The organism is Shewanella pealeana ATCC 700345 (assembly GCF_000018285.1).
GTDB lineage: Bacteria > Pseudomonadota > Gammaproteobacteria > Enterobacterales > Shewanellaceae > Shewanella > Shewanella pealeana.
Map to the genome: position 1 here is coordinate 1,916,938 of NC_009901.1, position 26,701 is coordinate 1,943,638.

General features: G+C 45.0%; 23 protein-coding genes. 13 read left to right on the plus strand and 10 right to left on the minus strand.

The window, feature by feature from the left end:
- Window positions 1–445: 445 nt before the first annotated feature.
- The 3 genes from SPEA_RS08330 (at window position 446) to SPEA_RS08340 (ending at window position 6,248) form a co-directional block, all read left to right on the plus strand.
- Window positions 446–3,601, plus strand: coding sequence for an NAD(P)-binding protein (locus tag SPEA_RS08330; protein ID WP_012154831.1), 3,156 nt, complete (start codon window positions 446–448; stop codon window positions 3,599–3,601).
- A gap of 129 nt (window positions 3,602–3,730) precedes the next feature.
- A complete protein-coding gene (locus SPEA_RS08335; RefSeq protein WP_041410890.1) occupies window positions 3,731–4,030 on the plus strand; it encodes a hypothetical protein in 300 nt (99 codons plus the stop codon).
- A 412-nt stretch (window positions 4,031–4,442) separates the two neighbouring features.
- On the plus strand, window positions 4,443–6,248 hold the full coding sequence (locus SPEA_RS08340; RefSeq protein WP_012154833.1) for an aryl-sulfate sulfotransferase: 1,806 nt from the start codon (window positions 4,443–4,445) through the stop codon (window positions 6,246–6,248).
- A 156-nt stretch (window positions 6,249–6,404) separates the two neighbouring features.
- Here the strand turns inward: SPEA_RS08340 and trpA are convergent, their stop codons facing one another.
- The 6 genes from trpA to SPEA_RS08370 all read right to left on the minus strand — a co-directional run bounded on the left by trpA (window position 6,405) and on the right by SPEA_RS08370 (window position 13,252).
- Entirely contained in the window at window positions 6,405–7,214 is an 810-nt protein-coding gene (trpA, locus tag SPEA_RS08345) for a tryptophan synthase subunit alpha (RefSeq protein ID WP_012154834.1), read from the minus strand.
- 10 nt (window positions 7,215–7,224) lie between these two features.
- A complete protein-coding gene (trpB, locus tag SPEA_RS08350) occupies window positions 7,225–8,454 on the minus strand; it encodes a tryptophan synthase subunit beta (RefSeq protein ID WP_012154835.1) in 1,230 nt (409 codons plus the stop codon).
- Between the two features lie 96 nt (window positions 8,455–8,550).
- Window positions 8,551–9,978, minus strand: coding sequence for a bifunctional indole-3-glycerol-phosphate synthase TrpC/phosphoribosylanthranilate isomerase TrpF (gene trpCF / locus SPEA_RS08355; RefSeq protein ID WP_012154836.1), 1,428 nt, complete (start codon window positions 9,976–9,978; stop codon window positions 8,551–8,553).
- Between the two features lies 1 nt (window position 9,979).
- Complete coding sequence (gene trpD / locus SPEA_RS08360; RefSeq protein WP_012154837.1) at window positions 9,980–11,056, minus strand: anthranilate phosphoribosyltransferase; 1,077 nt, start codon at window positions 11,054–11,056, stop codon at window positions 9,980–9,982.
- Window position 11,057: 1 nt separating this feature from the next.
- A complete protein-coding gene (locus tag SPEA_RS08365) occupies window positions 11,058–11,672 on the minus strand; it encodes an aminodeoxychorismate/anthranilate synthase component II (protein ID WP_012154838.1) in 615 nt (204 codons plus the stop codon).
- The gene (locus tag SPEA_RS08370; RefSeq protein WP_012154839.1) at window positions 11,669–13,252 is read right to left on the minus strand and encodes an anthranilate synthase component 1; all 1,584 of its coding nucleotides are present in this window, start codon (window positions 13,250–13,252) and stop codon (window positions 11,669–11,671) included. Before SPEA_RS08370 ends, SPEA_RS08365 begins: the two co-directional genes overlap by 4 nt.
- A gap of 697 nt (window positions 13,253–13,949) precedes the next feature.
- On the opposite strand from SPEA_RS08370, the gene SPEA_RS08375 reads away from it, so the two are divergent.
- The 5 genes from SPEA_RS08375 to SPEA_RS08395 all read left to right on the plus strand — a co-directional run bounded on the left by SPEA_RS08375 (window position 13,950) and on the right by SPEA_RS08395 (window position 17,221).
- A complete protein-coding gene (locus tag SPEA_RS08375; protein WP_012154840.1) occupies window positions 13,950–14,684 on the plus strand; it encodes a DUF1538 domain-containing protein in 735 nt (244 codons plus the stop codon).
- Complete coding sequence (locus SPEA_RS08380) at window positions 14,684–15,469, plus strand: DUF1538 domain-containing protein (protein WP_012154841.1); 786 nt, start codon at window positions 14,684–14,686, stop codon at window positions 15,467–15,469. Before SPEA_RS08375 ends, SPEA_RS08380 begins: the two co-directional genes overlap by 1 nt.
- Complete coding sequence (locus tag SPEA_RS08385; protein ID WP_012154842.1) at window positions 15,459–15,809, plus strand: P-II family nitrogen regulator; 351 nt, start codon at window positions 15,459–15,461, stop codon at window positions 15,807–15,809. Before SPEA_RS08380 ends, SPEA_RS08385 begins: the two co-directional genes overlap by 11 nt.
- On the plus strand, window positions 15,806–16,213 hold the full coding sequence (locus SPEA_RS08390) for a CBS domain-containing protein (RefSeq protein ID WP_012154843.1): 408 nt from the start codon (window positions 15,806–15,808) through the stop codon (window positions 16,211–16,213). The genes SPEA_RS08385 and SPEA_RS08390 overlap by 4 nt, the downstream gene beginning before the upstream one ends.
- 198 nt (window positions 16,214–16,411) lie before the next feature.
- Window positions 16,412–17,221, plus strand: coding sequence for a RecX family transcriptional regulator (locus SPEA_RS08395; protein ID WP_012154844.1), 810 nt, complete (start codon window positions 16,412–16,414; stop codon window positions 17,219–17,221).
- A 33-nt stretch (window positions 17,222–17,254) separates the two neighbouring features.
- On the opposite strand, the gene SPEA_RS08400 is transcribed toward SPEA_RS08395, so the two are convergent.
- The gene (locus SPEA_RS08400) at window positions 17,255–17,839 is read right to left on the minus strand and encodes a hypothetical protein (protein ID WP_012154845.1); all 585 of its coding nucleotides are present in this window, start codon (window positions 17,837–17,839) and stop codon (window positions 17,255–17,257) included.
- Between the two features lie 352 nt (window positions 17,840–18,191).
- Here SPEA_RS08400 and SPEA_RS08405 point away from each other — a divergent pair, with 352 nt between their 5' ends.
- A complete protein-coding gene (locus tag SPEA_RS08405) occupies window positions 18,192–18,743 on the plus strand; it encodes a YbhB/YbcL family Raf kinase inhibitor-like protein (RefSeq protein ID WP_012154846.1) in 552 nt (183 codons plus the stop codon).
- A 166-nt stretch (window positions 18,744–18,909) separates the two neighbouring features.
- On the opposite strand, the gene SPEA_RS08410 is transcribed toward SPEA_RS08405, so the two are convergent.
- The 3 genes from SPEA_RS08410 to SPEA_RS08420 all read right to left on the minus strand — a co-directional run bounded on the left by SPEA_RS08410 (window position 18,910) and on the right by SPEA_RS08420 (window position 23,421).
- Window positions 18,910–19,266 carry a glutathione S-transferase N-terminal domain-containing protein gene (locus SPEA_RS08410; protein WP_012154847.1) on the minus strand — a complete coding sequence of 119 codons (357 nt, stop codon included), beginning with the start codon at window positions 19,264–19,266 and terminating at the stop codon, window positions 18,910–18,912.
- Between the two features lie 88 nt (window positions 19,267–19,354).
- A complete protein-coding gene (locus SPEA_RS08415) occupies window positions 19,355–20,011 on the minus strand; it encodes a Type 1 glutamine amidotransferase-like domain-containing protein (protein ID WP_012154848.1) in 657 nt (218 codons plus the stop codon).
- 188 nt (window positions 20,012–20,199) lie between these two features.
- On the minus strand, window positions 20,200–23,421 hold the full coding sequence (locus SPEA_RS08420) for a DUF748 domain-containing protein (RefSeq protein ID WP_012154849.1): 3,222 nt from the start codon (window positions 23,419–23,421) through the stop codon (window positions 20,200–20,202).
- A gap of 365 nt (window positions 23,422–23,786) precedes the next feature.
- Between SPEA_RS08420 and SPEA_RS08425 the strand changes: the two genes are divergently transcribed.
- The 4 genes from SPEA_RS08425 to SPEA_RS08440 all read left to right on the plus strand — a co-directional run bounded on the left by SPEA_RS08425 (window position 23,787) and on the right by SPEA_RS08440 (window position 26,669).
- Window positions 23,787–24,494, plus strand: coding sequence for a DUF445 domain-containing protein (locus SPEA_RS08425; protein ID WP_012154850.1), 708 nt, complete (start codon window positions 23,787–23,789; stop codon window positions 24,492–24,494).
- A gap of 173 nt (window positions 24,495–24,667) precedes the next feature.
- The gene (locus SPEA_RS08430) at window positions 24,668–25,030 is read left to right on the plus strand and encodes a VOC family protein (protein ID WP_012154851.1); all 363 of its coding nucleotides are present in this window, start codon (window positions 24,668–24,670) and stop codon (window positions 25,028–25,030) included.
- Window positions 25,031–25,226: 196 nt separating this feature from the next.
- On the plus strand, window positions 25,227–25,571 hold the full coding sequence (locus SPEA_RS08435) for a 5-carboxymethyl-2-hydroxymuconate Delta-isomerase (protein WP_012154852.1): 345 nt from the start codon (window positions 25,227–25,229) through the stop codon (window positions 25,569–25,571).
- Between the two features lie 375 nt (window positions 25,572–25,946).
- Window positions 25,947–26,669, plus strand: coding sequence for a DUF3313 domain-containing protein (locus tag SPEA_RS08440; protein ID WP_012154853.1), 723 nt, complete (start codon window positions 25,947–25,949; stop codon window positions 26,667–26,669).
- The last annotated feature ends 32 nt before the right edge of the window (window positions 26,670–26,701 follow it).

Genomic DNA, 26,701 nt, shown 5'->3' on the forward strand with positions numbered 1-26,701 from the left:
TACATCAATGATGAACTCGTCGGTTATCGCCTTGCTAGAAAGCTTAGGCGTCGAGCCAGAGAACATTTTACTCGATGACTTTGGTGACTAGCCTTAGCATGACTGGATAATACTGATGTAAGCCTATATCAATGTGCGGCCCTACATCAATGATGAACTCGTCAGTTATCGCTATGCTCGAAAGTCTAGGTGTTGAGCCAGAGAACATTTTACTAGATGACTCTGGTGACTAGCCTTAGGTTCGAATGAGAGCCCCATAAAACGCAGCCTACAGGCTGCGTTTTTTTTATGTGTTTTTTTACTCTCAAGCTTTTTCTGACAACTTTTCAGCGAAAAAAAATGATGGTGTGTTGATTCTTTATCCATGTTTTAATTGCTTATTATATGCCCCACACATTTTTAACATGCGTTTTAGATATGTTTTGGAATTTACAGGAAGTAAGCAATGGAAGCACTGCACCCCAATTTTATTTATCCACCAGGTTCTATGTTAATGCACTCACCGTTAGTGCTCAGTAAAGCCGATATGTATGGCTTTTTCTTAAAAGGAAAGCTGGAAAACTTACAAAGATCCATTGATACCTGCCTTAATCAAGTCGCAGGAAGCTCTATGTATTTTAAGGTGTTATCACCTTATGTATTGACCAGTTTTACTCGGGTCGATAAGGCCTATTCCGAAAATCCACAAGATAGAGCCAAAGGCTGGATCCAAGAAACGGATATTGTCACTTGGGTGATGGTAGGGCAGCAAAATAGCAGTGACAGTGATGATATTAGTCATGTGTATTTTCATCCACTGCATATCTTCGTCAATGACGCTATGGCATTAATCAATGGCCGAGAGCTGTTTGGTTACCCTAAATACATGTGTGAGTATGAGATGCCAGAGGCGGGAGAGCCACTAACGAAGTTGAGCCTATCAGCCAAAAGTTTTAAGCATTTCTCCCCTGAAACAGAGTTAGCTATGCATCCTCTATTAACTGTGGATTGTAACGCTAAAGATGAACAGCAATTGTCAACGATAGAGGCGATTACTCAGACTGGGCAACTCTTTAAAGAGCAGACAGACTTTATCCCTGAACTGGACAAACTCGGCGAGGAACAGCTCTATAGTCTGCTATTTAAGCCTGCAATCGATCAAGTATTTTTAAAGCAACTTCCCGATGGATCGGGAGACAAAGCCGTATATCAGGCGATAACGGCTTCACCTGCAAAAATTAATAAAGTGCACTCAGTGTCACTGCTTGAAAATGATTTGCTGGCAACGATTTTCGATAACGACTCTTTCCCTTTCAAAGAGTCGTTAGGGGTTGAGTTAGGCGAGCAAAATGTCTTGCTACCCTATCATGTGAATTTTGACTTTGAGGTGCCTCAGGGCGAGGTACTGGTCGATAACTCAATAGTTAAAAAAGAGAAGATTGCCATTTTGGGCGGCGGCGTCTCGGCCATCACCGCCGCGATGTGCCTGACTGAGCAGCCCGGTTGGCAAAACCGCTACGAAATCGATATTTACCAAATGGGCTGGCGCATAGGAGGCAAAGGTGCAAGTGGTCGAAATGCCGAAATTGGTCAGCGGATCGAGGAGCACGGACTGCATATCTGGTTTGGTTTCTATCAAAATGCCTTTAGCTTGATGCGCCAAGCCTATGAAGAGCTAGGCCGACCGAAAGGCGCCCCTTTGGCCACATTCCTTGATGCCTTTAAACCCCATAATTTTATTGTGTTACAAGAGAATGTTGGTGGTGATTCTGATAGCTGGCCAATTCAATTTCCTGAGCGCAGTGGCTTGCCGGGAGATAGCACCCAAGTGTTAACGCTTTGGAAAGTGGTGAAAGCGGCATTTAGCTGGATCCGTCATTGGTTGACTGAGATGGACGATCTACTCGATGCCATCGATAACGAGGCCAAAGAGTCGGCTCGTCCCGTGCATTGGTTTAGTAAAGAGTGGTTCGCCGAGCTTAACGACAAGATTGAAGACTCAATCGACGATGCAAAAGAAAGTGTAACTGCACTGGCAGACAAGTTGGAGTGTCACTTTAATCAGATGATTGGCCGCGATTGCTTGGAGCATCATCACGATACTGAGGATGAAGGTGGCTTTGTCGAATCCGCTGTCGATGCATTTAGAGCGCGTCTAGAGGAACGTTTTGTCGACAGGCTCGAAAGCAATGATGAGCTTAGACGCTTGTATATTGCAGCAGATCTAGGTTTGACCATACTCAAAGGTATGTTTGCCGATGATGTGTTTAAGCACGGCTTCGATGTAATCAATGACTATGATTACCGCGAATGGCTAACCAAGCATGGCGCAAATCAAGATTTCACTGTCGACTCCGCGCCGGTACGCGGTTTTTATGATTTAGTTTTTGCCTACGAGCAGGGCAACTTCGATAAGCCTAACCTCGAGGCGGGTACCATTATTCGGTCCATGTTACGTATTGCTTTTTGTTACCAAGGAGGCGTGATGTGGGAGATGCAAGCCGGGATGGGGGATACGGTATTTACGCCTTACTATGAGGTACTGAAACGCCGTGGGGTTAACTTCCACTTCTTTAATAAAGTAGACAAGCTTGTCTGCAATAATTCAAGCATTGAAGCGATTGAAATTACGGAGCAAGTTGCCTTAAAACCAGAGTGCCAAGACTATAACCCTTTTGTCGATGTCAAAGGCTTAGATTGCTGGCCAAGTGTGCCTAACTATGAGCAGCTTGATCCACAGCAGGCTCAGCTTCTACAAGATAATAATATTAATCTAGAGCATTTTTGGTGTAATTGGGATGATGTATATCAGCAGCATTTCAATCAGCCTTTGCCACAGAAACGTTTAGTAAAAGGGCAAGATTTCGATAAAGTAATTTTCGGTTTATCCATTGGTTCCGTGCCCCATGTTGCCAGTGAAGTCATGGCGCAAAGTGAGGCGTTATCGCAAAGTGTCGATAAGGTCAAAACGGTTGCCACTCAGGCGTATCAATTATGGATGGATCAAGATTTAACTGGGATAGGTTGGCCGCTTCGCCCAGACAATGGAGAAGAGCCAGTGCTTTCAGGCTTTACCGAGCCTTTCGATACATGGGCGTCTTTGACTCACTTGATTGATAAAGAGGACTGGCAGGGCGCTCAGCCCAAAAACGCCAGTTATTTCTGCTCGGCCTTACCCGTCGATAATTATCCGCCAGCAACCGAGTTTGGGTTCCAAGGGCAAAAAACCTTAGAAGCTAAACTGGGAGCGATTTCTCAGCTAGAAAATGAAATCCATAAATTGTGGGATAACGTGCCTTCACCTGAGGGGGAATCGAGCTCGGATTTTCCATGGCAATGGCTACATGATGACAGTGAGGCACAAGGCAAGGCTAGGTTTGATAGTCAATATTGGCGCGCTAATGTCGACCCGTCTGAGCGTTATGTGATGTCGGTTAAGGGTAGCACTCAATACCGAATCGACACTGACGGTACCGGCATAGATAATTTGTTCGTTACAGGTGACTGGATCAAAACAGGGATTAACGCAGGCTGCGTTGAAGCAGCTACCATGGCGGGCATGCAAACATCTAAAGCGATTTGTGGTTATCCAGAGATCATAAAAGGTGAAAAGGACTTTTAATCATTGTTAATCATCTTTGGTAATAGCCATTGTTAATAGTCATGCGCAGCTCAAGCGTGTGACTATTTAAAAGCTGGTGATAGCAGGCTTATCTGCTATCACTAGATCAATTTGGAGTGAGTGATAGCTATGGCAGAAATGTCGATAATAGGCTTAGTGTTGGTGGTTGTCTTACTGGGATATTTATCTATTTATCCTAAGCTTGCTGGCAATGATTTCAACAAGATTTCATTGTGTGATATCGCAAGCTCAAGCTTTGTGATGATACTGGTTGGGCTTAAGTATTGGGGCTCTGGATATGAATTCAGTTTACTCTTGTTTAGTGCGAATTGGTTCTGGTTTACATTGATTGTGTACGCGGTAATTGAAGTGCCAGTTGCGGTTTGGTATTTCAAAAAGCATGCTGTTGTCATAGACATTAAAAAGTAACGTCAATTCACTATCAGCAAACTTTTTACAGAAGCTTCGAACAGAAGCTTTTAACTGGAGCGTTTAAACTGGAACTTTGTACTGGAGATTTTAACTAGGGAGGACAGGTTTGCCGATAAGTATAGTGGTGCTTTTAGGGGAAAAGCGCCATCGGCGAAAACATATTGAGCAACAAGGTTTAAAATGCTTTTATAAGTCGTGAAAAACGACTTTCGATAGTGATTAACTAGAGGCGTGTTATTGATGCTTCAATATCGTAAAAGTTGCATCTAAATCAAACTAAAAATACAAACCGTGATCGCTAATCCAAACTCGAAATATACTCGCTATAGTGTTAATCAGACGGCAGTTTTTATTGTACTTGCTGATTATAATCTGCCTCAGTTTTTGACTCGCTGAGAATATCAATTAAATGTCTAAACCCTCGTTAATTCTATCGGCAATAGCCCTATCTCTTAGTCTTTGTAGCAGCCAAGTTTTTGCTTCTATCGATGGCATGAAACCTAAGCCTGTTGAAGGGGCTCCTTTAGGTTATATCATTCATAACCCATATGAAAATGCGCCACTCACCGCTTTGGTGACCCTAGCTGGTCATACCATTTCTGGCGTTGAAGTGACTGTACATGCCAATGATGCTGATGGCGTGAGTTTGACATACCAAGTTGATGATATGCGGGTGATGGACGAGGGTGGAGTACCCATTTTTGGCCTTTACCCTGCATTTATGAACACCTTTACCGTGAAGTGGACGGAAAATGGTGAACAAAAGTCTCATGATTATAAGATGCTAACGCCTGATATCGATATGGGATTTTCTGAAAGCCAGTGGGCGAAAGCACCACTTGTTGAAGTTGAGCATGTTGATGCAGACTTTAAAGACAGACTGTACTTTGTAAACTGGACCAATGCCGACGGCAAAGCCGCGCCACTGATGCACAACAATTCAGATGCACCAGGGGCATTTTCTTGGGATGGCAAACCGGGTTTCTTTATTATCGATACAGCGGGTGATATTCGCTGGTATATGAACCCTTACACGACTCATGATGCCAAAACCTATGACAATGCGGGCTATGCCATGGGGATGAACGTCACTAAAGACGGCAACATGGTATGGGTACAAGGTCAGGGCTGGAAGAAAATGTCGATCATGGGGCGGATGATCTCTGAGCATAGTCTTCCGGGTAACTTTATTGACGCCTCTCATGAGGGAATTGAAGGCGCGAACGGTAATATATTTATTCGTGCAGCAGCCAAAGATTACCGCACAGCAGATGGCCGTTTGGTCAATACTATTCGCGACCAAATTATCGAAGTTGACAACACAGGCAAGCTGGTGGATTACTGGGACTTAAATACTATTTTAGATCCTATGCGTGATGCGGCTCTGCTATCGCTCGATGCGGGCGCGGTTTGTTTAAACATCAACCTTGACGATGCCGGTCACCAAACCACAGAAGAAGATTTAGCCAAAGCGCCTTACGGTGATATACACGGTGTGGCAACTGGTCGTAACTGGGCCCATGTTAACTCTATTGAGTATGATCCAACTGACGACAGCATCATTATCAGCTCACGCCATCAATCGGCTGTAATTAAGATCGGCCGCGACAAGCAAGTAAAGTGGATCTTAAGTGCCAGCAAAGGCTGGAGTGAGAAGTTTCAAGATAAGCTACTTAAACCTATTACAGCTGATGGCAAGCCAATTTGGTGTAACGAGAAGGGCGCATGTCAGGACAAGGATTTTGATTTTAGTTGGACTTCACACACTGCCTATTTAGTCCCAGAAAAAGGCACATTAACAGTGTTTGATAACGGCGATGGCCGTGATTTAGGTCAGCCGATGTTTGCTAACGAAAAGTACTCTCGCTCTGTAGAGTACAAGATTGATGAGCAAAACATGACGGTTCAGCAAGTATGGGAATACGGTAAAGATGAGCTAGGTTATGCAGGTTACTCACCAGTGACTTCTATCGTTAAATACCAAGCAGATAAAGACAGTATGATGAGCTACTTTGCTTCTGCAGGTTTATTTGGTTTAGGTGGTGGTTACGGCAACCTGAAGATGGATGACACTACAGGTAAGGTGCAATCGATTCTGGTTGAACACAGATATGGCGAAACAAAGCCAGCGGTGCGCATCAATATCGATAGCCATGATATGTTTGCTACGGGCTATCGCGCTCAGGTTATTCGCGCTAATGAAATGTTGAAATAAGAGTGAGATGTTAAAATAAGAGCGAGATGCTTAAATAACAGTGAGATACTGAAGTAACCGGTTATTAAATCGAGCACACAAACAAAAATAGCGCCTTAAGGCGCTATTTTTATATCTGTAACTCTTAGCTAAAGCAGAGCAAGATGCAGCGGTGCTTTAACGAGCGGTTGCCGCTTTCATATTGCGAGTAAATTCAGCAAGGGCGCTTAACAGTGCCGCTTCATTGTCTTTATTCGCCTCGATAATTTTGACTACCGCAGAGCCTGAAATCGCGCCCGCGGCTCCAGCATCGATAGCGGCTTTGACCTGACTCGGCTCGGCAATACCAAAACCTAGTAGTGGCGGCGCACCATTAAACTCTTTTAGACGATTTAGAATATCACTGATTGGCATACCGGCCTTTGACTCCGTACCCGTCACACCAGCGCGAGATAACAGGTAGGTATAACCTTCACCTTTTTCACTTACCTGTTTTAATGTTTCGCTGTCGGCATTTGGCGGCGCGATAAAGATTGGGCACACGCCGTGGGCTTTTGCCGATTCGATAAATGGTGCTGCTTCCTCTACTGGCACATCGGCAATCAGTACCGAGTCAACGCCAGCGGCTTGGCATTTGGCGTAGAAGGTATCGATGCCATTGGCGAACACTAAATTGGCGTACAGTAGTAGGCCAATCGGTAAGTCAGGATATTTAGCTCGAATAGCCGTGAGCATTTCAAAGCACTGAGTCGGTGTAGTGCCAGCAGCTAAAGAGCGTAGGTTAGCGCCTTGAATAACCGGGCCATCGGCGAGCGGATCTGAAAACGGGAAGCCGAGCTCTAGGGCGTCGGCACCGTTTTCAACTAAGGTGTCGATGATTTTAAGTGATAGCTCAGGCGATGGATCGCCTAAGGTCACGAATGGCACAAATGCGCCTTGCTGTTTCTCATTTAGGGCGGCAAAGGCTGCCTGGTAACGTTGACTCATTGCCACTCTCCTAGTTGTTCTGATTGTTAGTTTGTTGCTGTTCAGCTTCTTGTTGCTCAACTTTTTGTTGCTCAAGAATGTCCGCAACCGTGAAGATATCTTTGTCGCCGCGGCCAGACAGGTTAACCACTAAAATGGTCTCTTTGGTGGCTTCTTTTGCAAGTTTTACCGCATAAGCTAGGGCGTGAGCCGACTCAAGTGCGGGGATGATCCCTTCTGATCGTGCCAGTAATTGGAAAGCTTCTAACGCTTCATCATCGGTGGCTGACTCGTAAGTTGCGCGGCCGGTTGCGGCAAGGTGTGCATGCTGCGGCCCAACAGATGGGAAATCCAGACCGGCGGATACAGAGTAAGACTCTTCAATTTGCCCTTCGCTGTCTTGCATAAGTGGCGCTTTCATACCAAAGAAAATACCAGTTTTACCATGCTTTAGTGGCGCGCCGTGCATTGGAGTATCGATGCCTTTTCCTGCAGGCTCAACACCAATTAGTGCCACCTCTTCTTCGTCAATAAAGTCGGCAAACATACCAATCGCGTTAGAACCACCGCCGACACAGGCAATAACCGCATCAGGTAGGCGGCCTTCACGCTCAAGAATTTGACTCTTAGTTTCTTCGCCAATCATACGTTGGAATTCACGTACAATTGTTGGGAATGGGTGCGGACCTGCTGCAGTGCCCAGTAGGTAGTGGGCTTTATCATAACTACCAGACCAGTCACGCATCGCTTCGTTACAGGCATCTTTCAAAGTGGCCGAGCCAGAGGTCACTGGGATAACTTCTGCGCCCATTAGCTTCATTCTAAATACGTTTGGTGATTGACGTTCAACGTCTTTCGCGCCCATATACACCTTACACTTAAGGCCTAGCAATGCGCAGGCAAGGGCTGTTGCCACACCGTGTTGACCCGCGCCAGTTTCAGCGATGATCTCTTTTTTACCCATACGTTTAGCCAGTAATGCCTGACCTAATACTTGGTTAGTCTTGTGGGCGCCGCCGTGTAGCAAATCTTCACGTTTTAGATAGATCTTAGTCAGCGGATTAGGGCTTAAGTTGCGCGTTAAGGTCAACGCCGTTGGACGACCGGCATAGTTCTTTAAAAGCTCGGTAAACTCCTGCTGAAAGCTCTCGTCTTCTTGGGCTTCAATAAAAGCGGTTTCTAGTTGCTTAAGCGCTGGCATTAAAATTTGCGGTACGTACATACCACCGTATTCCCCAAAGTATGGGTTTAACTTGCTCATATTCTTGTCCTTTATGACTAATTTTTTACCACAGGCCGATTTTGCATGTGGGGATAATAGGGTTTAGAAACTAGCTTTTTACAGCTGCTAATAAAATCAGTACTGGCGCAACTGGTTAAATGCCGCTGCTACTTTGCTTGGGTCTTTAATACCAGGACTTTGCTCAAGGCCAGAGTTAAAATCTAAGCCGTAGAAACCTTGGCTTGCTGCATCAATGGCATTCTCTGGGCTTAAACCACCGGCAAGTAATGCAGACTCTTTGTTTGGTAGCATCTTTTGCCAATCAAAAGCTTGGCCCGTACCGCCAAATTGACCATCTGATTTACTGTCAAACACCACGCGATCAACGCCTGCAGGAATAACTAATTCATTGTCACTTGCCACATCTACCGCAACCGCTTTCCAAATTTGAGTCTGGCTATTGTTTGTGGTCAATATTGCTTTTAATGCATCAATTTCGAGTGCGGTTTCTTTACCGTGTAACTGCACGGCAAACAGGTTTAGTTCAGTAGCGAGCTTGGCGATCACATCGGCCGCTTCATTAACAAACACGCCAACTAAATTGAGTTTAGTGCCGCTTTGCTTTAACTGCGCAACCAGCTTATTAGCCTGCTCAGGCGTTACCGCGCGTGGTGATTTTTGAGCAAAGATAAGGCCGCCATAAATGGCACCAGCCTTTGCGGCTGCTATCATGTCTTCCATGCGGGTTAGGCCGCAGACTTTGTTATGGCCAAAGGTCAGTGTTCGGCAGGCAAGGTCTAAATCATCTTCTGCCATTAACGAGCTGCCGACTAAGAAACCATCCACTAGCGGGCTTAAACGGCGAACTTGAGCTTGGTTATAAATACCAGATTCGCTGATCACCACTCTGTCGGATGGAATATGCGGCGCCAGCGCCTCTGTGGTTGCAAGGTCGGTAGACAAGTCGCGCAGATTACGGTTATTAATGCCGATAATCTTGGCATTAAGCGCAATGGCGCGCGTGAGTTCTGCTTCATTACTCACTTCGGTCAAGATATCGAGTTGATATTTCGCCGCTTCGGTGGCTAGGGCTTGATAACGGCCGTCATCGAGTACCGATAGCATTAACAAGATTGCGTCAGCGCCTTGGTGAGCGGCCAATTTGACTTGGTACTCATCGACGAAAAAGTCTTTACACAAAATCGGCTGGCTAACGCGAGCACGAACCCTTGGAATATAGTCCATGTCGCCTTGGAAGAACTGCTCGTCGGTTAATACTGAAATACCTGCGGCGTAGCGGTTATAAACATCAGCTATAGCATCAACATCAAACACATCCCGAATTAAGCCTTTTGATGGGCTGGCTTTTTTACACTCTAGAATAAAACCTGCATTTGGCGCTTTAAGTGCATCAAATAAACTTCTGTCAGACACTTTTGGCGATAAGTCCTTTTCAGGAAATCGCTGCTTGAGTGAGGCGATATGTGCCGCCTTAGTATCGACAATTTTAGTCAGTACATTGCTTTCTTTTATTGCTGGTTCTTCTCTTAAATCCGTGCTCACATTAGGCTCCTTTGCCAGCTTGGCTAGCGTTAGCCAGCTGGGTCAATAATTTGTAGGCTTTGCCGCTGTTAATGGTCTCGAGTGCTAACGCTGTGCCAGATTTGATGTCAGTGCAAATGCCTGCCACATAGAGGGCGCAGCCTGCATTGATAGCAACCGCATTCATATGGGCAGCTTTTCCTTTGCCTTGCAATATGGCGCGGGTGTAATCAGCATTTTCTTCAGGTGCGCCGCCTTCTAAATCAGTAAGCTTAGCCTCTGGTACGCCAAGCATGGCTGGAGTAATACGGTACTCGCTGATAGCGCCATCTTTAAGCTCATGCACTAAGGTATCGCCGTGAAGCGCGACTTCATCGAGGCCGCTACCGTGCACCACCATGGCGCGTTTAATACCGAGTGCTTTTACGACTTGTGCGATGGGGGCTACCAGCTCTGGGCTATACACACCAAGCAGCATAAAGTCTGGGCGAGACGGGTTAATGAGCGGCCCCAACACATTAAATAGAGTACGGGTTTTTAGTGCCTGACGCACAGGCACCGCGTGGGCCACGCCGCCATGATAGTGTGGCGCAAACAAGAAGCACAGTCCTAGCTCGTCTAAGCAGTCACGTGCCGTTTCTGGTGCCATGGTTAAATCGATACCAAATTGCGCCAGTAAGTCTGATGAACCCGATTTGCTCGATACGCTGCGGTTACCGTGTTTAGCCACCTTAGCTCCAGCCGCCGCGGCAACAAACGCCGCCGTGGTAGAGATATTGATAGTGTTGTGACCATCGCCACCAGTGCCTACAATATCGACAATGCCTTGACTGACGGTCGATTCACTCGGCGTCGGAAAGGATTTTGCAGCCGTACGAAGTGCATCGGCCGCACCCGATATTTCATCGATGGTTTCGCCGCGCATTTTCATGGCGACTAACATTCCTGCCATGGTGACTTCATTCATCTCACCTTGAATGATACGGCTAAATAACGTTTTTGCATCAGTGCGGTTTAGGCTTTCACCGCGATAAAGGGATTCGATTAACGTTTCAGAGCTTTTAATTTCAAGCTGCTTGATTTCGGTTTGAGTCATCATCTTATCCTTTGATGTTGTCTTGGCTATCTTGTGCTAAAGCACTGGCGAGGTAATCTAAGCTCTGTACCAATAACTGGCTGCCTAAAGTGGTTAAAATTGATTCCGGATGGAACTGAAAACCCACCGCTATATCTTCGCGGTGAATAACCGCCATTGGCATCTCTTCTGTAGTGGCGATAACGTCTAAGCAATCCGGCACTTTGGTTGCCACAAGGCTGTGATAACGGGCAACGGGAAGCGGCGAGGGTAAACCGCTAAAGATATCTTGGCCGTTATGAAATGTCGGACTCGCTTTGCCGTGTACCACTTGAGCTGCACGCTCAACTTTACCGCCGTAATGCTCAACTAAGGCTTGGTGCCCAAGGCAAATACCCAGCATTGGTACTTTGCCTGCAACACACTCAATCAGAGCCATTAATGAGCCTGCTTCGTGAGGTGCTCCGGGACCTGGCGACAGTACAAGTGCGGCGGGTGTTGTTTCGTTTAATAGTTTACTGGCGATAAAGTCAGCGTCGACGTCGTTACGATAAATGACTACTTCATAGCCTAAGCTTCTAAACTGATCCACTAAGTTGTAGGTGAATGAGTCGAAGTTATCGAGTAGATAGATTTTCATAGTCCACCTCCCATTTTTATAGCTGAAATAACGGCTTGTGCCTTTTGGCGCGTTTCATCGGCTTCGGCTTGTGGGTCTGAGTCGTACACCACGCCAGCGCCTGCTTGAATAAAGGCTGTGCCATCTTTGACAAAGGCAGAGCGGATAACAATGCAGGTATCCATGTCACCTAGGCCATTTAAGTAGCCGACAGCGCCACCGTAGCTGCCGCGACGGGTTTTCTCTGCACCGCGAATAAGCTGCGCCGCGCTCACTTTTGGGGCGCCAGTTAAAGTGCCCATATTCATGCAAGCTTGGTAGGCATGCAGTGCATCTAAATCGGTTCTAAGCTGGCCAGTGACTCGGCTAACGAGATGCATAACATGGCTGTATCTATCGACTTTTAATAACTCTGGCACTTTGCGGGTACCACTTTGGCTGATGCGGGCGATATCGTTACGAGCCAAGTCTACAAGCATGATATGTTCGGACAACTCTTTCTTGTCTAAGCGAAGCTCAAGCTCGTTACGGCTATCGAGATCGAAATCGATTTCACCGCTGGCAGTTTTGCCGCGCTTTCGCGTTCCGGCAATCGGGTAGATCTCGACTTGGTTGCTTGCGGCCTCATACTTGAGCGCGCTCTCTGGTGAGGCGCCAAACAGGGTGAAGTCATCGCCGCGAAAGTAGAACATGTAAGGGCTTGGGTTGGTCAGTCTTAATGCGCGGTAGGCGCCTAATGTATTGGGGCAAGGCAGGCTAAAACTGCGTGATGGCACTACCTGGAAAATATCACCTGCGATGATGTGCTCTTTAAGGCCATTGACTGTGTCTTTAAAGTCGCTGTCTGAGATATTCACTTGCGTTTCAGCTTCAACGGCTTGTAACTCGGCAATGGGAGCCAATGACTGGCAAGCTTGCTGTAGCTCAGTCATACGCTGAGCGAGTGAGTTTGTAATGCAATCGACAGCGCTTTGGACTGGCTGAACAAATTGGTGAGTGACGATTTCAGCGCTTTGCTGCTGATGATCCACTAGGATTAACGTTTCGGCGAGATAAAACAGGTAATCAGGGCAGGTGTTATCACCTTCAGGCACGCTTGGCAGTGGCTCAACGGTATCAATCAAATCATAAGAGAGCACGCCGCCTAAAAACAGATCTTCAAACTCGGGGCTTTCATCGCAGCGGATATGCTTAACCAACATTCTTAAGCCATCAAGCGGAGAGGTTGACTTTAAACGCGCATCCTCATCGAGTTGGTTAGACTCTTTTTGCAGGGTAAGGCTTAAGCTTGACTCATCACAGTGGTTTATTTCCGTGGTCGGAAAATCTTTTTCGAAGAAGGACTTTATTGGTGAGAGCAGAGTCTTACCATTATCTGTTAATGCGTTAAATTGAAGTTGGTAACCGTCACAGCGGATCTGCATGGCTGCGTGAGTCAGCACGATACTCTTTAAGTGGTCCTTGCTATCAATTTCAGCAGATTCCAGCAGCATAGTGTGAGGGGCGTTCTGGGTCACATGCTGGTATAAGCTAAGCGGATCTTCATGATACGCCAACGCCTCTTTTTGAGTGACGACTTTAGCGATAGTGTCGGTTGTCATGCTTATGCTCCTGCCTTGTAGGGTAACGCATTATTCATTATTTTATCTCACTTTATCTTTAAGCCTGCTGCTCTGGGTTTTCTCTCTTCTTGCCGATTTATTTTCGCTTAGATACAAGAAAGCCCGCAGTGTATGCGGGCTTTCTTGTTGAATCTTGTCTCAGTTTTCTGAGCACACAGTTCCACACCACCCGCTAATTTGGGAAGTGCCACCACCAATTAATGTTTTGGAAAGTTGTTAACTGTGTCATTTAAAATTCATCTTGTTTGTTTCAATGACTATATAAAAACATTTGCGGGTGAAAGCTGTCAATCGAATATTTCTACTTTTGAATGATTTTCACTAATTGAGTGATTATTTTCCTTGGATTTTATCTTTATGGAGAAGTTTTAGTGTTTTTTGAGTGGATTTTGCTAAAAACTGGCTTTATAGACTTTGAGCGTTTGTGTCTATTTGACGGTTAAATGATTGGCTCGTGCGTTAATTAGACACTCTTGAGGAAGCGGGCCAGTTCTTAATGTATGTATAGTTGATCATAATGTAAGCATTTGTATGCTTTTACTGCCTAACAGTTTAACGATTGCGACGATATAGGTGATATTTGATCCAGCTCAAACTTGTTGTGGTGATTGTTAGTTATTTGTTGTGATCCATGCTGATTTTGGCACACTAAAAATGTGGCCCAAAAGGAATGAGTATGGCTTCAATCAATCAGCTGTTAAAAGCACTGTTCAATAGTTTCAAGGATCTGATCCCTATTATATTAGTGGTCTGCTTTTTCGAAATATTCGTCCTACAGCAAGCGCCGGAGAATCTGTTTTCGATTCTAATTGGCCTTGTCTTCATCGTAGTCGGTTTAACCTTTTTTGTTTTCGGTCTCGAAATGGGATTGTTTCCTATCGGTGAGTCGCTTGCTCAAGCGTTGGCTCGTAAAGGCAGCGTTTTCTGGTTGGTGGTTTTTTCATTTTCATTGGGCTTTGGCACGACATTAGCCGAACCCGCTTTAACCGCTGTTGCTAATGAGGCTGCAGAAGTGGCGGCTGAGGCTGGAGCAATAAAAACCTCAGAGGAAGCGATGGATAGCTACGCCATGGGGCTAAGGTTAACTGTGGCGTTATCGGTTGGCCTCGCTATTTTGCTCGGGGTGGTGCGGATCTTAAAAGGTTGGCCCATCCACTATCTCATTATCTCGGGTTACATCATCGTCATGGTGCTGACCTCATTTGCTCCTGAAAATATTATCGGTATTGCCTATGACTCAGGCGGGGTGACGACATCGACGATTACCGTGCCACTAGTGACAGCGCTCGGTGTAGGTTTAGCCTCTGTGATTAAGGGGCGCAATCCTATGCTTGATGGTTTTGGCTTAATTGCCTTTACCAGCTTAATGCCGATGATTTTTGTACTAATTTACGGAATGGTGGTGCTCTGATGGAACTGCTTGAGCAAGTGCTTGATACTCTACTGGTAACCATACGTGATGTGGTACCCATTGCGATTATCTTATTTGGCTTTCAGCTCGGGGTGCTTAAAAGGCCCGTGGCGAATTGGCGCCGGGTTGCCGCTGGCTTTGTTTATGTGATTTTAGGGCTCAGCTTCTTCTTAGTAGGCCTTGAGATGGCCCTGTTTCCCATCGGTGAGAGTATGGCTGAGCAACTGACCTCCCATGAGTTTATCCATGAAGGGGATTTGCAAAATACCGTCAACGCTTGGCAGGACTATTATTGGGTTTATATCTTCGCCGCGGCGATAGGCTTTAGTACCACGATTGCAGAGCCATCACTTATCGCGGTTGCGATAAAGGCTAACCAAGTATCCGGTGGCACCATAGGCATTCAAGGCTTGCGTATATCAGTGGCAATTGGGGTTGCCTTCGGTATTGCGCTAGGGTGTTTCCGTATTGTGGTGGGGGATCCTATTCATTACTACATTATGGCTGGTTATGTGCTGGTGGTGATCCAGACCTTTTATGCCCCCAAAATGATTGTCCCGCTTGCCTATGATTCGGGCGGTGTGACCACCTCTACCGTAACCGTGCCGTTAGTGGCTGCGTTAGGCTTAGGTTTAGCAACCAATGTCGAGGGACGAAACCCGCTTATTGATGGCTTTGGCCTGATAGCCTTTGCTAGTTTGTTTCCAATGATCACTGTGATGGGCTATGCCCAGTTAGTGGAATTTAAGAACAGAACCCAAAAGGAGCGAGATAATGCGCTTTAAATTGATTCTAGTGTTTATTGATGATGCCTGTACCGATGCGATCTTAGATGCGGCTCGTAGTAAAGGCGCTACTGGCGCCACAGTGATTAACCATGCTCGTGGTGAAGGTCTTAAGCAGCAAAAGACATTCATGGGTTTGTCGTTAGATGTTCAGCGAGATGTAGTGTTGCTGCTGGTTGAAGAGCATCTATGCCGAACTATTTTAGAAACGGTCAGTGAAGTCGGTGAGTTTGATCGTGACTCGGGCAAAGGCATCGCCATTCAAATTGATGTGGAGGACGCCGTCGGAGTCGCTCATCAGGTACAAAAGCTAAGCCATGATATTGAGGATCAAATATGAAGAACGAAAAGCTAGTCAGAAATCATGATGTCATGAGTCAAGATTATGCCATGATCGATGGGTTGCAAACCGTGGCTGAAGCGATTGAACACGCGGTGAAAAACAAGGTTAACGTGTTATTCGTGAACAAGCGCCATGATGATGACGAGTATGGCATGGTACTAATGAGTGACATTGCCAAAAAAGTATTGGCACAAGACAGATCGCCTGAGCGAGTCAATGTCTATGAGATCATGGTTAAGCCCGTGCTATGTGTGCCAGGGAGTATGGATGTACGATACAGTGCGCGCTTATTTGATAGGTTCGGTATTACAAAGGCGCCAGTGGTTGAAGAGGGGAGAATTGCAGGACTGGTGAGTTATCACGAAATCGTGCTCAAAGGCATGATTAATAAGACAAGCTAAGCTCACTATCGTCGAGTATAACCGAGCAGGCTATCCACTCGGTTTACCGGCTTTAGCTTTTTAGGCCCGATCTGAAAGTGCTTGAGGCGCTCGCATATAGCTGCTAACTCGGCTTACCACTTCTAACCTGGGCTCCTCAAGAATGCAGGCTTCTGCTACACTGGCTTTGGTCACTTTTTAATTTAAGTTCAATTCGTTATGCAGCGCCCACCATTACGTCAAGCCAAAACCATCGATAATGTGTTTAATAGTGCTTATTGGCATTTGAGCCAGCAGGATTTCACTATTAATGAAATTCGCACCAAACTCGAACGTAAAACCGAAAACCAAGAATGGATCGATACCGTCCTTGCTAGACTCATCGAGGGGGGCTACCTAAAAAATGATTTTGACTTTGCCGTGCGTTATTGCGAGCTAGCTTTTAGTCATGAACTCGGTGCTGGGGCAATAAGGCGCAAACTACAACAGCGAGGCGTATCCCTTACAGATATTGATAGCGCAATAGAGCGGGTAACTGATGAGCAAAATGTCGATGGTTATGAGATGGCAACATCTAGGCTGCTCAGCAGATTTGATAACTTTTATGGCACCAATAAAGAGAAGGTGTATGCACAAATGACGGCAAAAGGCTTTTCTCGAGTAGAAATTGATCACGCATTAGCAGCGCATCCGATGCGTGAAACTTTGCGCAGTAAAATGGCCGTTAAAGCTGACAAAGCGGACTTAAGCACCGAAATTATTAAGTTATATAGCAAGGGAAAAGGTCAAACCCTTATTCAACAGGAGCTTAAGCAGCGACTGATTGATTTAAGCGATTTTGAAGACACCCTGTACCAATTGACGCTTGCTGGAGATGTTGATTTTTATCAAAGCTGTAAAGTTGAACTAGCTAAGAAGCGCTATGACTTATCGGATTATAAAGATAAGTCGAAAGCCTATGCCTATTTATCACGTAAGGGCTTCAACAGTGATGAAATCAAAGAGGCGATGAGGCTGGATGATGAGTAATCTACTCAAAATAACTTGTTGTAGGTAAAGTTTCTATATTGAGTAGTCGCTATGTTGGTTCAGCCATAATTTACTCATATGGCGTAGTAGTTTGTTGATGCGCTCGGCTTGGTATTTATCATTTAACTTGGTATTTAGCGCAGGGATCGGCACGCTTCGGTCTGTAAGGCGGTGGAAGATTGTTGAAAAAAGCTCTGTCATGCAGATTTCATATTCATTGCTGGCGTATAACCGATCCCACTCTATGCCTGCCTTAGTGGAAAAGATTAGAGTCAACAATTCAATGTCTTGGGAGAACTTTTTAATTTGTTCTGTACCCATACAGTGTTCCTTTATTAAATCTAAGAATAGATCGAGACATTCTCCTCTGGGAATAACATCAAATAGATCGCCTATGCGACGGGCTTTATGTTTTTTTTCTGAAATGACTTCAACAATTTGAGTATAGTAATCTTCAAATTTATGGACGATAAGGCGATCGAGTACTCGTTCTCTCGTGGGCGGTACATTGGTAAAATGTCGATGAACATGGTCACAGAAGTTGGCCGCATCTAAGTTTTCGATGAGTGTTGAGGAAATTTTTGAGCCGATATCATTAGGTAAGGCGTTGGCTTCCATTACCTTTTCTATACCTAAGGATATATAGGAGTCGAATTGTCGAGGAAGTCTGCTATTGCAGGGATACGGGCAGAAATCTTTTTTTGAACATTTCAAATTGATTACTCCATCCTTGAGTATCTAGATTCATCCTACCTAAAGCTATAATACACAGACTTATTCCCGTCAAATAATAACTATTTTGTGCACCTAGTATCAGAAGCATCACCATATTTATCAGTTTACTCTGAAATCTAAGTATCTAAAGCCGAAAATCTAAGTCACGGCATCTGAACTTAAAATAGTCAGATTTTCGACTATGCTTATTGAGCTGTGAACTAGTCATATCAAATTGATAAAGGTAGGTAAATCTATGAGGCTCAATCAAACCCTGTTACTGGCACTGTTTTGCTTGCTGGTATTCCCAAGCCAGGCCATAGAGCTTAACAGTATTGATATCAGCGAAGGCAAGACGCTCAAGAAAGCCCAGATATTTAATCAATGGGGCTGTAGCGGGGAAAATAGTTCTCCTGAACTCAGTTGGAGTGAGATCCCTATAGGCTCGAAAAGTTTTGCTGTGACCATGTACGACCCAGATGCACCAACAGGCAGTGGCTGGTGGCATTGGCTGGTTGTTAATTTACCCGCTAACACCCAAGGCTTGCCTGCAAACTCGGGGGTAAAAGGAGGGGCGAATCTTCCAGAGGGGGCGAGTATGGTCAATAATGATTTTGGCTTTAAGGGATTTGGCGGCGCCTGTCCGCCAGCAGGTTCTGCGCCACACAATTATCAGATCACCGTTTATGCACTGGATGTCGCTCATATTGAGTTGCCAGATAACGCAACGGCGGCATTGGCGGGATACAATATCTATCAACATCTTCTCGGTAAGGCTACATTGACTGCGCCAACTAATGCTAGATAGGCTTTGTGCTTATTAATTAAAGCTGTTAGCGCAGAAGTAGGCTGAGCGAGATAGCGAGAAATTGATATGAAAAAGGCAGCATATATATGCTGCCTTTTGCTTTTAGCTCACTGTCCTTTCTTGAGAACTGTTGACACCGATTAGGACAAGATATGAGGTTTACTGGTTAAGCAAATTTCTTATCGAGAAAGCTGATGATCTCTGATGACTCATACATCCAAGTCGACTGACCATTTTCTTCAATCTTCATGCAAGGAACCTGTAGCTTTCCACCTTCGTTTAGCAAAGTGGTCTTGTGTGGCTCTTGCTTGGCATCGAGCGTGACGATATTTAAGCCTTGGCGACGCAGTGAGCGGCGAACTTTGACGCAAAATGGGCAAGCCTTATATTCGTAAATAGTCATGCTGCTGGTTGCGCTGTCGATTTTTTGTTGTTCTTCTTGTGGACGCTTTAGTTTTTTAGGCGCAAAAACAAAGTTTAAAAACAAAATGATACGGCCTAATACCCAACGAATGATAAACATTAACTACCTCTGATATATTGATACTCGCGCAGATTTTAACTCAAGCGTTACAGGGTTGAAAGTATTGATTAAAAAATGAGTTTCATTTTCACAGCAAGTGCCAATGACATTGACCCAGTTGCTTTAGTTCCTTGTCTATAGACAAGAGTGCTGCATCGTCTGGACATAGGCAGATCTGCTGGCTAAATCTTGCAAGCTGCTGTTGAAAAGGCTCGCTCAGTGGCTGCTCTTGGCTAACGTGAAGCTCAATGTGAGGGGCAAATAAAAAATCCACTAAATTAAGTGCGTTTAAGTCTTCGAGTTCGCAGTTATTGATATCGCCGCAAAGGCTGGCGCTGGCTATCGATGGTGTCATTATCATCGCGCCAGCACTCACGCCGACTAGAGCGCCACCATTTATGGCATATTGGCGCAAAACCGGCAGTAGCTTTCTGGATTTTAGTGCTTTTAAGAAACGGTAGGTGTCGCCCCCAGACAGCTGAATGGCGTCACAGTCTAGCAACTGGTCTAGCGCATGTTGTGAAAAGCCAGCTTCCAATTCGAGGTAGACGCTGAGCTCTGCACCACACGTTTTATATAGCATTTTGGTCTGTTGAAAGTATTCTCTTTGCGGATCCGGTTGTGATGCGATATAGCCAACTTTTAGCGGAGACTGGCTTTTGATACTAACGAGTGATTGGAGTAGTGCATTGATCGCCGCTTGGCCATTTTCAGTATTGGGATCACTCAGTAGAGCGAGTTTCATATATTCAGTCCTTTGAGCGTTTGTGGCTGTATGACAAATGATTTTTGTGTGTATCGAGAGCAATGCTTAACTCGTACATTGACCTTAACGGATCCATGTTTATTAAAGCGAAAGCTAAATTCATCGTTGAAGCTGAGCTCGATAGGCACACTAAAATGAGTGTGCCTAATCAAGATTGGATTTCAGTTTTACTTGGCAGATAAGCTTAATAATGCTTGGCTTGCTCCGGTGTTGAGTTCCACTCGGCTATCGAGCAGAAATATTCTTTCTGGTGCGATATTCCTGTTCTCAATTAAGTAGGTTTTGACTGCCGTGGCACGTGTTTGTGCAAGCTCTCCGAGAGTTTCTTCGGCTACACGTTGTGCTCCTAAGGTAAAGTTATAAAGGGCAATGTGCCAGCGCTGAGATAGTTGCTCATCATTAAGCTTGTCTTCACCTTGATGCTCAGCCTCTATCTTGTCTTTCACCGCTTGAGCCGAGCTACCCAGTTCAGTTTCATAGAGTTTAATGAGTGCATCAGATAGCGGCCCAGATGTTGGAAAGCTGCTTGGCGAAAGATCCGCTGGGACACTTGTGATATCAAGCTTGGCTGTTTGAGCGAGTTTACTCTTAAGTTGCTGCTCACTGAGGGCTTGACTGTCTTCAAGCATATTAACGCCGCCTTCAACATTGAGGGTTAGCATAGGTCTGTCACTCAGTCCTTTAGCTAATTTATCTAAGGTTTCTTGCTCTTTTGCATCCAGAGACGCAATACCCGGCGCAAAATTGATCTTGTCTAATTCGCCTTCATCGGCGCCAAGTAAATTAGCGAGCAGGGTAAACGGAGCGGTTACCACCTTGGTGATCACGTTGGTAAAGGCTGTCATCACTATGCTGCCGATGCTAAAGCTTGGGTCGTCAATATCGCCAGAGACCTGCAGACCTAAATCAATCACGCCATGTCTGTCTTGCAATAGAGCAATGGCTAAGGTGACAGGTAAGGTGGTGGCTAGGCTGCTGTCGCTAGGTTTACCCAGTTTTAGCTGGTCGACGATTAAATGGTTATCACCAACAAGTTGGTTGTTATCGAGTTTATAGTTGAGATCTAACGATAATAGGCCTTTATCTATGTAATAACCTGCGTAGGTGCCTGAATAAGGATTAACAGATGTGAGCTCGACATGTTTAAAGCTAAGGGCTAAGTCTAAGTAAGGCTGCTCCAGCAAGGGATTGATATCGCCTTTTAGGGTGACAGGCGCGTAGCGATCGATTTTACCCTTAAGATCCACCGATGCAGTTTGGTTACTGCTTGAAGATAGTTTGCTTACCTTACCGTCTAAATGCTCGATACTGGCGGCAAAATTAGGTGTTAATGAGTTATCAGCGAAGAAGGTTGAGCCATCATTAAAGCTAATTTGATTGATGGTTAACGCCAAAGATTTCTCCGTTGTTTTGTCTGCTTGTTGAGTCGACACGCTGGCCGTGACCGCAGCTTTTTGTTGCCCCTGTTTGGTGGCCGCTTTTGTGTTAGCCCTGTTTTTGTCAGAAGTCGCTTGTACCACAATTAAATCACCGATGTTGGTGCTCTTATCTTTGGCGATAATGATACGACCATAGGGCTTGTTAAGGGTAACTAGGTCGATATCGAGGCGGTTATCCTGCTTATCAAATTCTAGGTGATTGACTTCCAGTGCTTTCCATTTGAGTAACTCTTTTTTCTGCACAGTATCTTTAATCAGTAGATCGTTAACGCTTAAGTTACCGATATAGCTTAACTGCTCGGTTTTAGCATTGATAACCAGTTCGCCTTGAGTATTGAAATCACCTTGCTGGAGCTGGATATTCACATAAGGTTTCAGGTAACTCTGTATTTGCGGCAGGGCAAACTCGGTTACCGAGACTTTGGCATTCACTAACTGCTTTAATGCATCTATGCTGCCGCTAGATTGAACTATCCCCTCTTGGTTGACGTTAAGCGACAGTTGATAGTCGATGGGGTTGGCAAGGCTAGCGTCGATTGCGCCAGTGGTTAAGTCAATATCATCTATCTGCCAAAGGGTGTTTTTAGTCACCAATTGCTCTGTCAGGTTGACTTGATAATCCTTAAGTTTGATAGCCTTAAGCACAGCAGTCCAACTTTGCTTGGCCGTTTTCGCAGTATCGTTATTGGCTTGTTTAGCAATATTGGTATCAACTCTAGTATCAGCTGGTTCTATTGACTCTGAGCTCGTTGCCTCAGAGCTATTTTTCTCAGACTTAGTTATTTCTGGCTTAGTTATCTTAGGCTTAGGAGCCTGTGCCTGGGTGAACACAGGTTTTTCATTGATTGGCGTAAAGAGCTTGCTAAGGTCGATGCCGTCTTTATTTATTTTGGTGTTAAGCACTAAACCGTGAGTATCTAAGGTTTCAGCTGTGACCGTTTGCTGCTGAAGATCGAAAGCTATTCCTTTAAGGGCGGTCATAGGCAGGTTAATAATCGACTGTTCTTGATAGTCAAAATTAAGCTCGTCGAGTTTTACTAGACCAAGGTCGGTAGTGACTTCGAATTTATCATTTTGGATCTGTAGCTGATAATTGCTCGATAGACTCAAACGCCCAGAGGTCAACACTGGCGCAAACTGCTCAGAGATGAACGACCAAAATTGTGGCAGTTGAATGTTAGTGAGTTGCACATCGCCGACAATATTAAGGGGAGACAGTTGCACTAGGCCCTGAGTAGCTATTTCTCCGCCATTACGCCCGACCACATGAATTGCATAGTGGTTAGTTTGCTGCTTGTCACCTAAGTTTTCCAGTGTCGATTTGATGACATGATTCGAGTCGAAAAATTTTACATTGAGGTTAAGCTCTGGATAGTGCAATTGACTATTGGTCACGTGATCAATAAAACTCAAATCGGCGTTTACAATCGCTAAGTTAGTGACGATAAAATGAGGAAGTCGACTGGACTCGGTTGACTGCTCACTTTGTTCTGTTTTAGGGCGATTTGCTAATGTGTCGATAATATCTGAAAAATTAAAGCGTAAGCTTTGAGGTGCTTTTATTCGCTCAACGTTTATCGAAGGCGCCGCTAAGGTGACGTCTGCAACACTAAATGCTGTATTGAATAGCGAGTTCCAAAATTGGTACTCAAAACTGAGTTGCTTAAAGCCGACAAAGGGCTGGTTGTTCGTTTCGTGAAGCTCGAAGTTATCAACGGCAACCTCAAGAGTGAATGGGTTAATTTTCACTCTTTCTAATGTTACCGGTCGCTGCAGTAATTCTGATAATTGCTTAGGTGCCTGCTTAACAATAATGTAGGGAACCAAAAGGCCTAAAACGGCGGTAAAGCTCAAGTAAATGGCAGAGACTATGAGCAGCAGGCGCTGGTATCTAGGGCGTTGTCGATAGCCGTTGAGTACAGGTTTAAGAAATTTTGAGATAAAAGACATACTGACCTTCGTCGAATTAAATGTGGCAGAGTGTTTGTTGCTTGGACAGTAAGGCTTGCCTCAAGCTTGATACACCTATTTTAATTTTAGGTTCATTATCATGGAAATGAAGCTGGTATTATATTCTTTCTGGTGTTTTTAGTGAAAATATTTGTTACTTCGCTATGTGGAGGGGCTAGTAGGCTCTAGGGCTGGGCTGTTGTTAATCTGAGACTTTAGCTCTAGCGGATAATCATTTTGCGATAATGCTGGCGTTAACCGTCGCTATTCGGATCAAGCCTATAAGTGAAGTGACAAGTCTATTGCTTCCACTCTTTCTTGATTGGTACCATAGCGCGTTTTCAATCTTGCTTTGGGGAATTAGCTTGAATAAGAGTGTTATTACTAATCTGCTTGCGGCCATTCTTGTTGCTGTAGGTTACTTGTTTGCCTTACCAATCGTACTGACCGTCGGACTCTTTGCACTATCTGGGGCGGTGACTAACTGGTTAGCTATTCATATGTTGTTTGAGAAGGTGCCAGGTTTATATGGCTCAGGTGTTATCCCATCTCGATTCGAAGAGTTTAAACAAGCTATCGCGAACTTGATGATGAAACAGTTCTTTACTGAAGAAAATATTGACCGGTTTTTATCGGGTGAAGGTGGTATTGAAAAGCAACTAAACTTACAACCGGTTATCGATAATATTGATTTATCGCCCGCATTTGATGCCTTGGTGACGACCGTTGAGCAATCCTCATTCGGCGGGATGTTAGCTATGTTTGGTGGCTCTGACGCCATAACGCCGCTACGTGAACCTTTTATTGAGAAAATGAAGAGCTCTTTGAGTGAAATCGCCCAAAGTGAAGACTTTTATGAGTTACTAAAAGCCGAACTAGAGCAACCCAATATGATTGCGGATATGCGCGCAAAAGTGGAAGAGATTGTGACTCAAAGACTCGATGAGTTAACACCGCAACTTGTTAAAGAAATCGTGCAAGAGATGATCCGTGAACACCTTGGTTGGTTAGTGGTGTGGGGCGGTGTCTTTGGTGGCTTAATAGGCCTAGCTGCGGCGCTTATTCAGGGGTAATGTTCGCCTGAAATTTAGGTGTTAACACTGATAAAATTAAAGAGAGCTTCGGCTCTCTTTTTTGTTGCTGTCATTGACACGTATTCGCTACAAACTCTGGGGCTGTTATCTAAAGCAGAATATGTTTTAATCAATAGCGAGTTGGAATGACCCCATGATCACAGGAGTGACAGATGCAGCAACAGCAAAACCAACACCATAGCATTAACTACCTTGAGATCCCGGTGAAGGATATTGATAAGACGAAGACTTTTTTTAATCAAGTTTTCGGTTGGGAGTTTATCGATTACGGCCCAGATTATAGCTGCTTTGTCGATGTGGGCATCACGGGGGGCTTCTTTGCCAGCGACAAGTCTTTTACATCTGCCTCTGGTAGCCCTTTGATTGTGATCTACTCTGGTCATTTAGAAGAGTCACAGGCCAAAGTGGTAGAGGGAGGAGGTCAGATTTCTCAAGCAATTTTCTCGTTTCCCGGTGGACGTCGATTCCATTTTCTCGACCTCAATGGCAATGAATACGCCGTTTGGTCTGAGTGAGTCGCTATCACGCCTAACGATGGATTCCCAGTAGCGACTAACATAGGTTCTAGCAGCAGGCTTTTATTCACTGAGTGCTAGCAACTGATTTTTAGGATCAGTTTTTAGACGACTTAGTTTTTTAAATTAGCTTTTAGAATTAGCTTTTAGAATTAGTTTATTAGCAAAAGATGACCAGTAAAGAGAAGAGCAGCATATGCCACATTGTACGATTGAATATTCCGCCCCACTAGCCGAAGTGCTATCGATTGAAGCGCTAGTCAGTGCAATTCACCGAGGCCTGAGTGAAACTGAGTTATTTGAACCGCAAACGATAAAGACGCGGGCCCTTCGTTGTGATTTCTTTCAGGTTGGCGAAGAGGAGGGCGCTCAATTCATTCATCTTAATATTGCTATCATGCCTGGGCGCAGCGATGAGCAGAAAGCTATGCTGCTTGAGCGAGTCTATGATGCTATCGCCCTAATAACCTCAACGGTGAATAGTGTGACTTTAGAAGTAGTGGATATTAAACAGCAGCACTATTTTAAGGCACTAAATTAACCGCGAGTGTTTAAGGTCTTATCAATACTGCGTCATTACCGCAGTCATCGCGACAATAAAAGTCACTCAAATGAGTGGCTTTTTATATATTGAGTGTCTGTCCCGTCCTGAGATAAGTTGACACTTTGTAGACTTTATTATGACAACTCAAATCCCTACCCGCATTAAGCGAACACAAGGTGATCATTGCTTAGGTTTAAAATTGTAGGTGCCGTTGAACAAGGCGATATACATTTTCCATAACCAATTGATTGTTTTAGTGGCTTCATTGACTCCCGCTGTATTTCTATCCATATTTAATGCTAACTAAATTAGTGGCTAATTGTTCAACAGGTGCTTGAAGCTAACGGATTAAATATTAAGGGATGAATGAAAATGATTCGAATGACAAATGTGTGTAAGGGCGGCGGATTTTTAAAGGCAGTCATAGTTATGGGCATACTAGGGTTAACAGCCTGCAGCTCTGAGCCCGCAAGCCTACAACAAGGGCCCGATGCAGAGATGACCAAAGAGGGTTTAGTCAGAGTCGACCATTCTAAGTTGGACCTCTCTTATGCTCGGCCCGATGTCAACTGGGCTAACTACACTAAGCTCTATTTTGAGCCAGTTAAAGTCACCAATGATCATCCTGCCGATTACCAACCACCTAAGATAGATAAAAGAGCCGATGGCCTCAATGCAACTTATGAGTTGCCTCAAGAAGCACTGGCTAAAATGTCAGAGCAGTTTAGCCTAACGGTAAAAGAAGTGTTTAACAGTGAGCAACCATTTGAGCTGGTGGCCCAACCGGGCCCTAACACCTTAGTCATTGAAGCGGCGGTTACTGACATTCGCCTCAGTGCACCTCTAGAGTCCAGTCGAAGAAGCTTCAGCTCGATGGGGCGTACGTATACAGAGAATTCAGGCTCTATGATGTTACTCGCGGTGATTAAAGATGGAGAAACCGGTGAGGTGTTAGCCAAGGCTGCGGACAGAGGGCAAGGGTTTAATCAGTGGAGTCAAAATACTCAAGTGTTTAACTGGGGCGATGTCAAAACCGTTTACCGCAGTTGGGTGAATGATTTTAAGAACGCTCTTATGAATGCAGGAGCCGAATAGAACTCGTAAGGGAAAAACAAAGCGCCAATTAG

Bases quoted from the DNA above. Each gene is read 5' to 3' on its own strand.
- SPEA_RS08330 (WP_012154831.1), top strand. From the start codon at position 446: ATGGAAGCACTGCACCCCAATTTTATTTATCCACCAGGTTCTATGTTA.
- SPEA_RS08335 (WP_041410890.1), top strand. From the start codon at position 3,731: ATGGCAGAAATGTCGATAATAGGCTTAGTGTTGGTGGTTGTCTTACTG.
- SPEA_RS08340 (WP_012154833.1), top strand. From the start codon at position 4,443: ATGTCTAAACCCTCGTTAATTCTATCGGCAATAGCCCTATCTCTTAGT.
- trpA (WP_012154834.1), bottom strand. From the start codon at position 7,214: ATGAGTCAACGTTACCAGGCAGCCTTTGCCGCCCTAAATGAGAAACAG.
- trpB (WP_012154835.1), bottom strand. From the start codon at position 8,454: ATGAGCAAGTTAAACCCATACTTTGGGGAATACGGTGGTATGTACGTA.
- trpD (WP_012154837.1), bottom strand. From the start codon at position 11,056: ATGATGACTCAAACCGAAATCAAGCAGCTTGAAATTAAAAGCTCTGAA.
- SPEA_RS08365 (WP_012154838.1), bottom strand. From the start codon at position 11,672: ATGAAAATCTATCTACTCGATAACTTCGACTCATTCACCTACAACTTA.
- SPEA_RS08370 (WP_012154839.1), bottom strand. From the start codon at position 13,252: ATGACAACCGACACTATCGCTAAAGTCGTCACTCAAAAAGAGGCGTTG.
- SPEA_RS08375 (WP_012154840.1), top strand. From the start codon at position 13,950: ATGGCTTCAATCAATCAGCTGTTAAAAGCACTGTTCAATAGTTTCAAG.
- SPEA_RS08380 (WP_012154841.1), top strand. From the start codon at position 14,684: ATGGAACTGCTTGAGCAAGTGCTTGATACTCTACTGGTAACCATACGT.
- SPEA_RS08385 (WP_012154842.1), top strand. From the start codon at position 15,459: ATGCGCTTTAAATTGATTCTAGTGTTTATTGATGATGCCTGTACCGAT.
- SPEA_RS08390 (WP_012154843.1), top strand. From the start codon at position 15,806: ATGAAGAACGAAAAGCTAGTCAGAAATCATGATGTCATGAGTCAAGAT.
- SPEA_RS08395 (WP_012154844.1), top strand. From the start codon at position 16,412: ATGCAGCGCCCACCATTACGTCAAGCCAAAACCATCGATAATGTGTTT.
- SPEA_RS08400 (WP_012154845.1), bottom strand. From the start codon at position 17,839: ATGGAAGCCAACGCCTTACCTAATGATATCGGCTCAAAAATTTCCTCA.
- SPEA_RS08405 (WP_012154846.1), top strand. From the start codon at position 18,192: ATGAGGCTCAATCAAACCCTGTTACTGGCACTGTTTTGCTTGCTGGTA.
- SPEA_RS08410 (WP_012154847.1), bottom strand. From the start codon at position 19,266: ATGTTTATCATTCGTTGGGTATTAGGCCGTATCATTTTGTTTTTAAAC.
- SPEA_RS08415 (WP_012154848.1), bottom strand. From the start codon at position 20,011: ATGAAACTCGCTCTACTGAGTGATCCCAATACTGAAAATGGCCAAGCG.
- SPEA_RS08420 (WP_012154849.1), bottom strand. From the start codon at position 23,421: ATGTCTTTTATCTCAAAATTTCTTAAACCTGTACTCAACGGCTATCGA.
- SPEA_RS08430 (WP_012154851.1), top strand. From the start codon at position 24,668: ATGCAGCAACAGCAAAACCAACACCATAGCATTAACTACCTTGAGATC.
- SPEA_RS08435 (WP_012154852.1), top strand. From the start codon at position 25,227: ATGCCACATTGTACGATTGAATATTCCGCCCCACTAGCCGAAGTGCTA.
- SPEA_RS08440 (WP_012154853.1), top strand. From the start codon at position 25,947: ATGATTCGAATGACAAATGTGTGTAAGGGCGGCGGATTTTTAAAGGCA.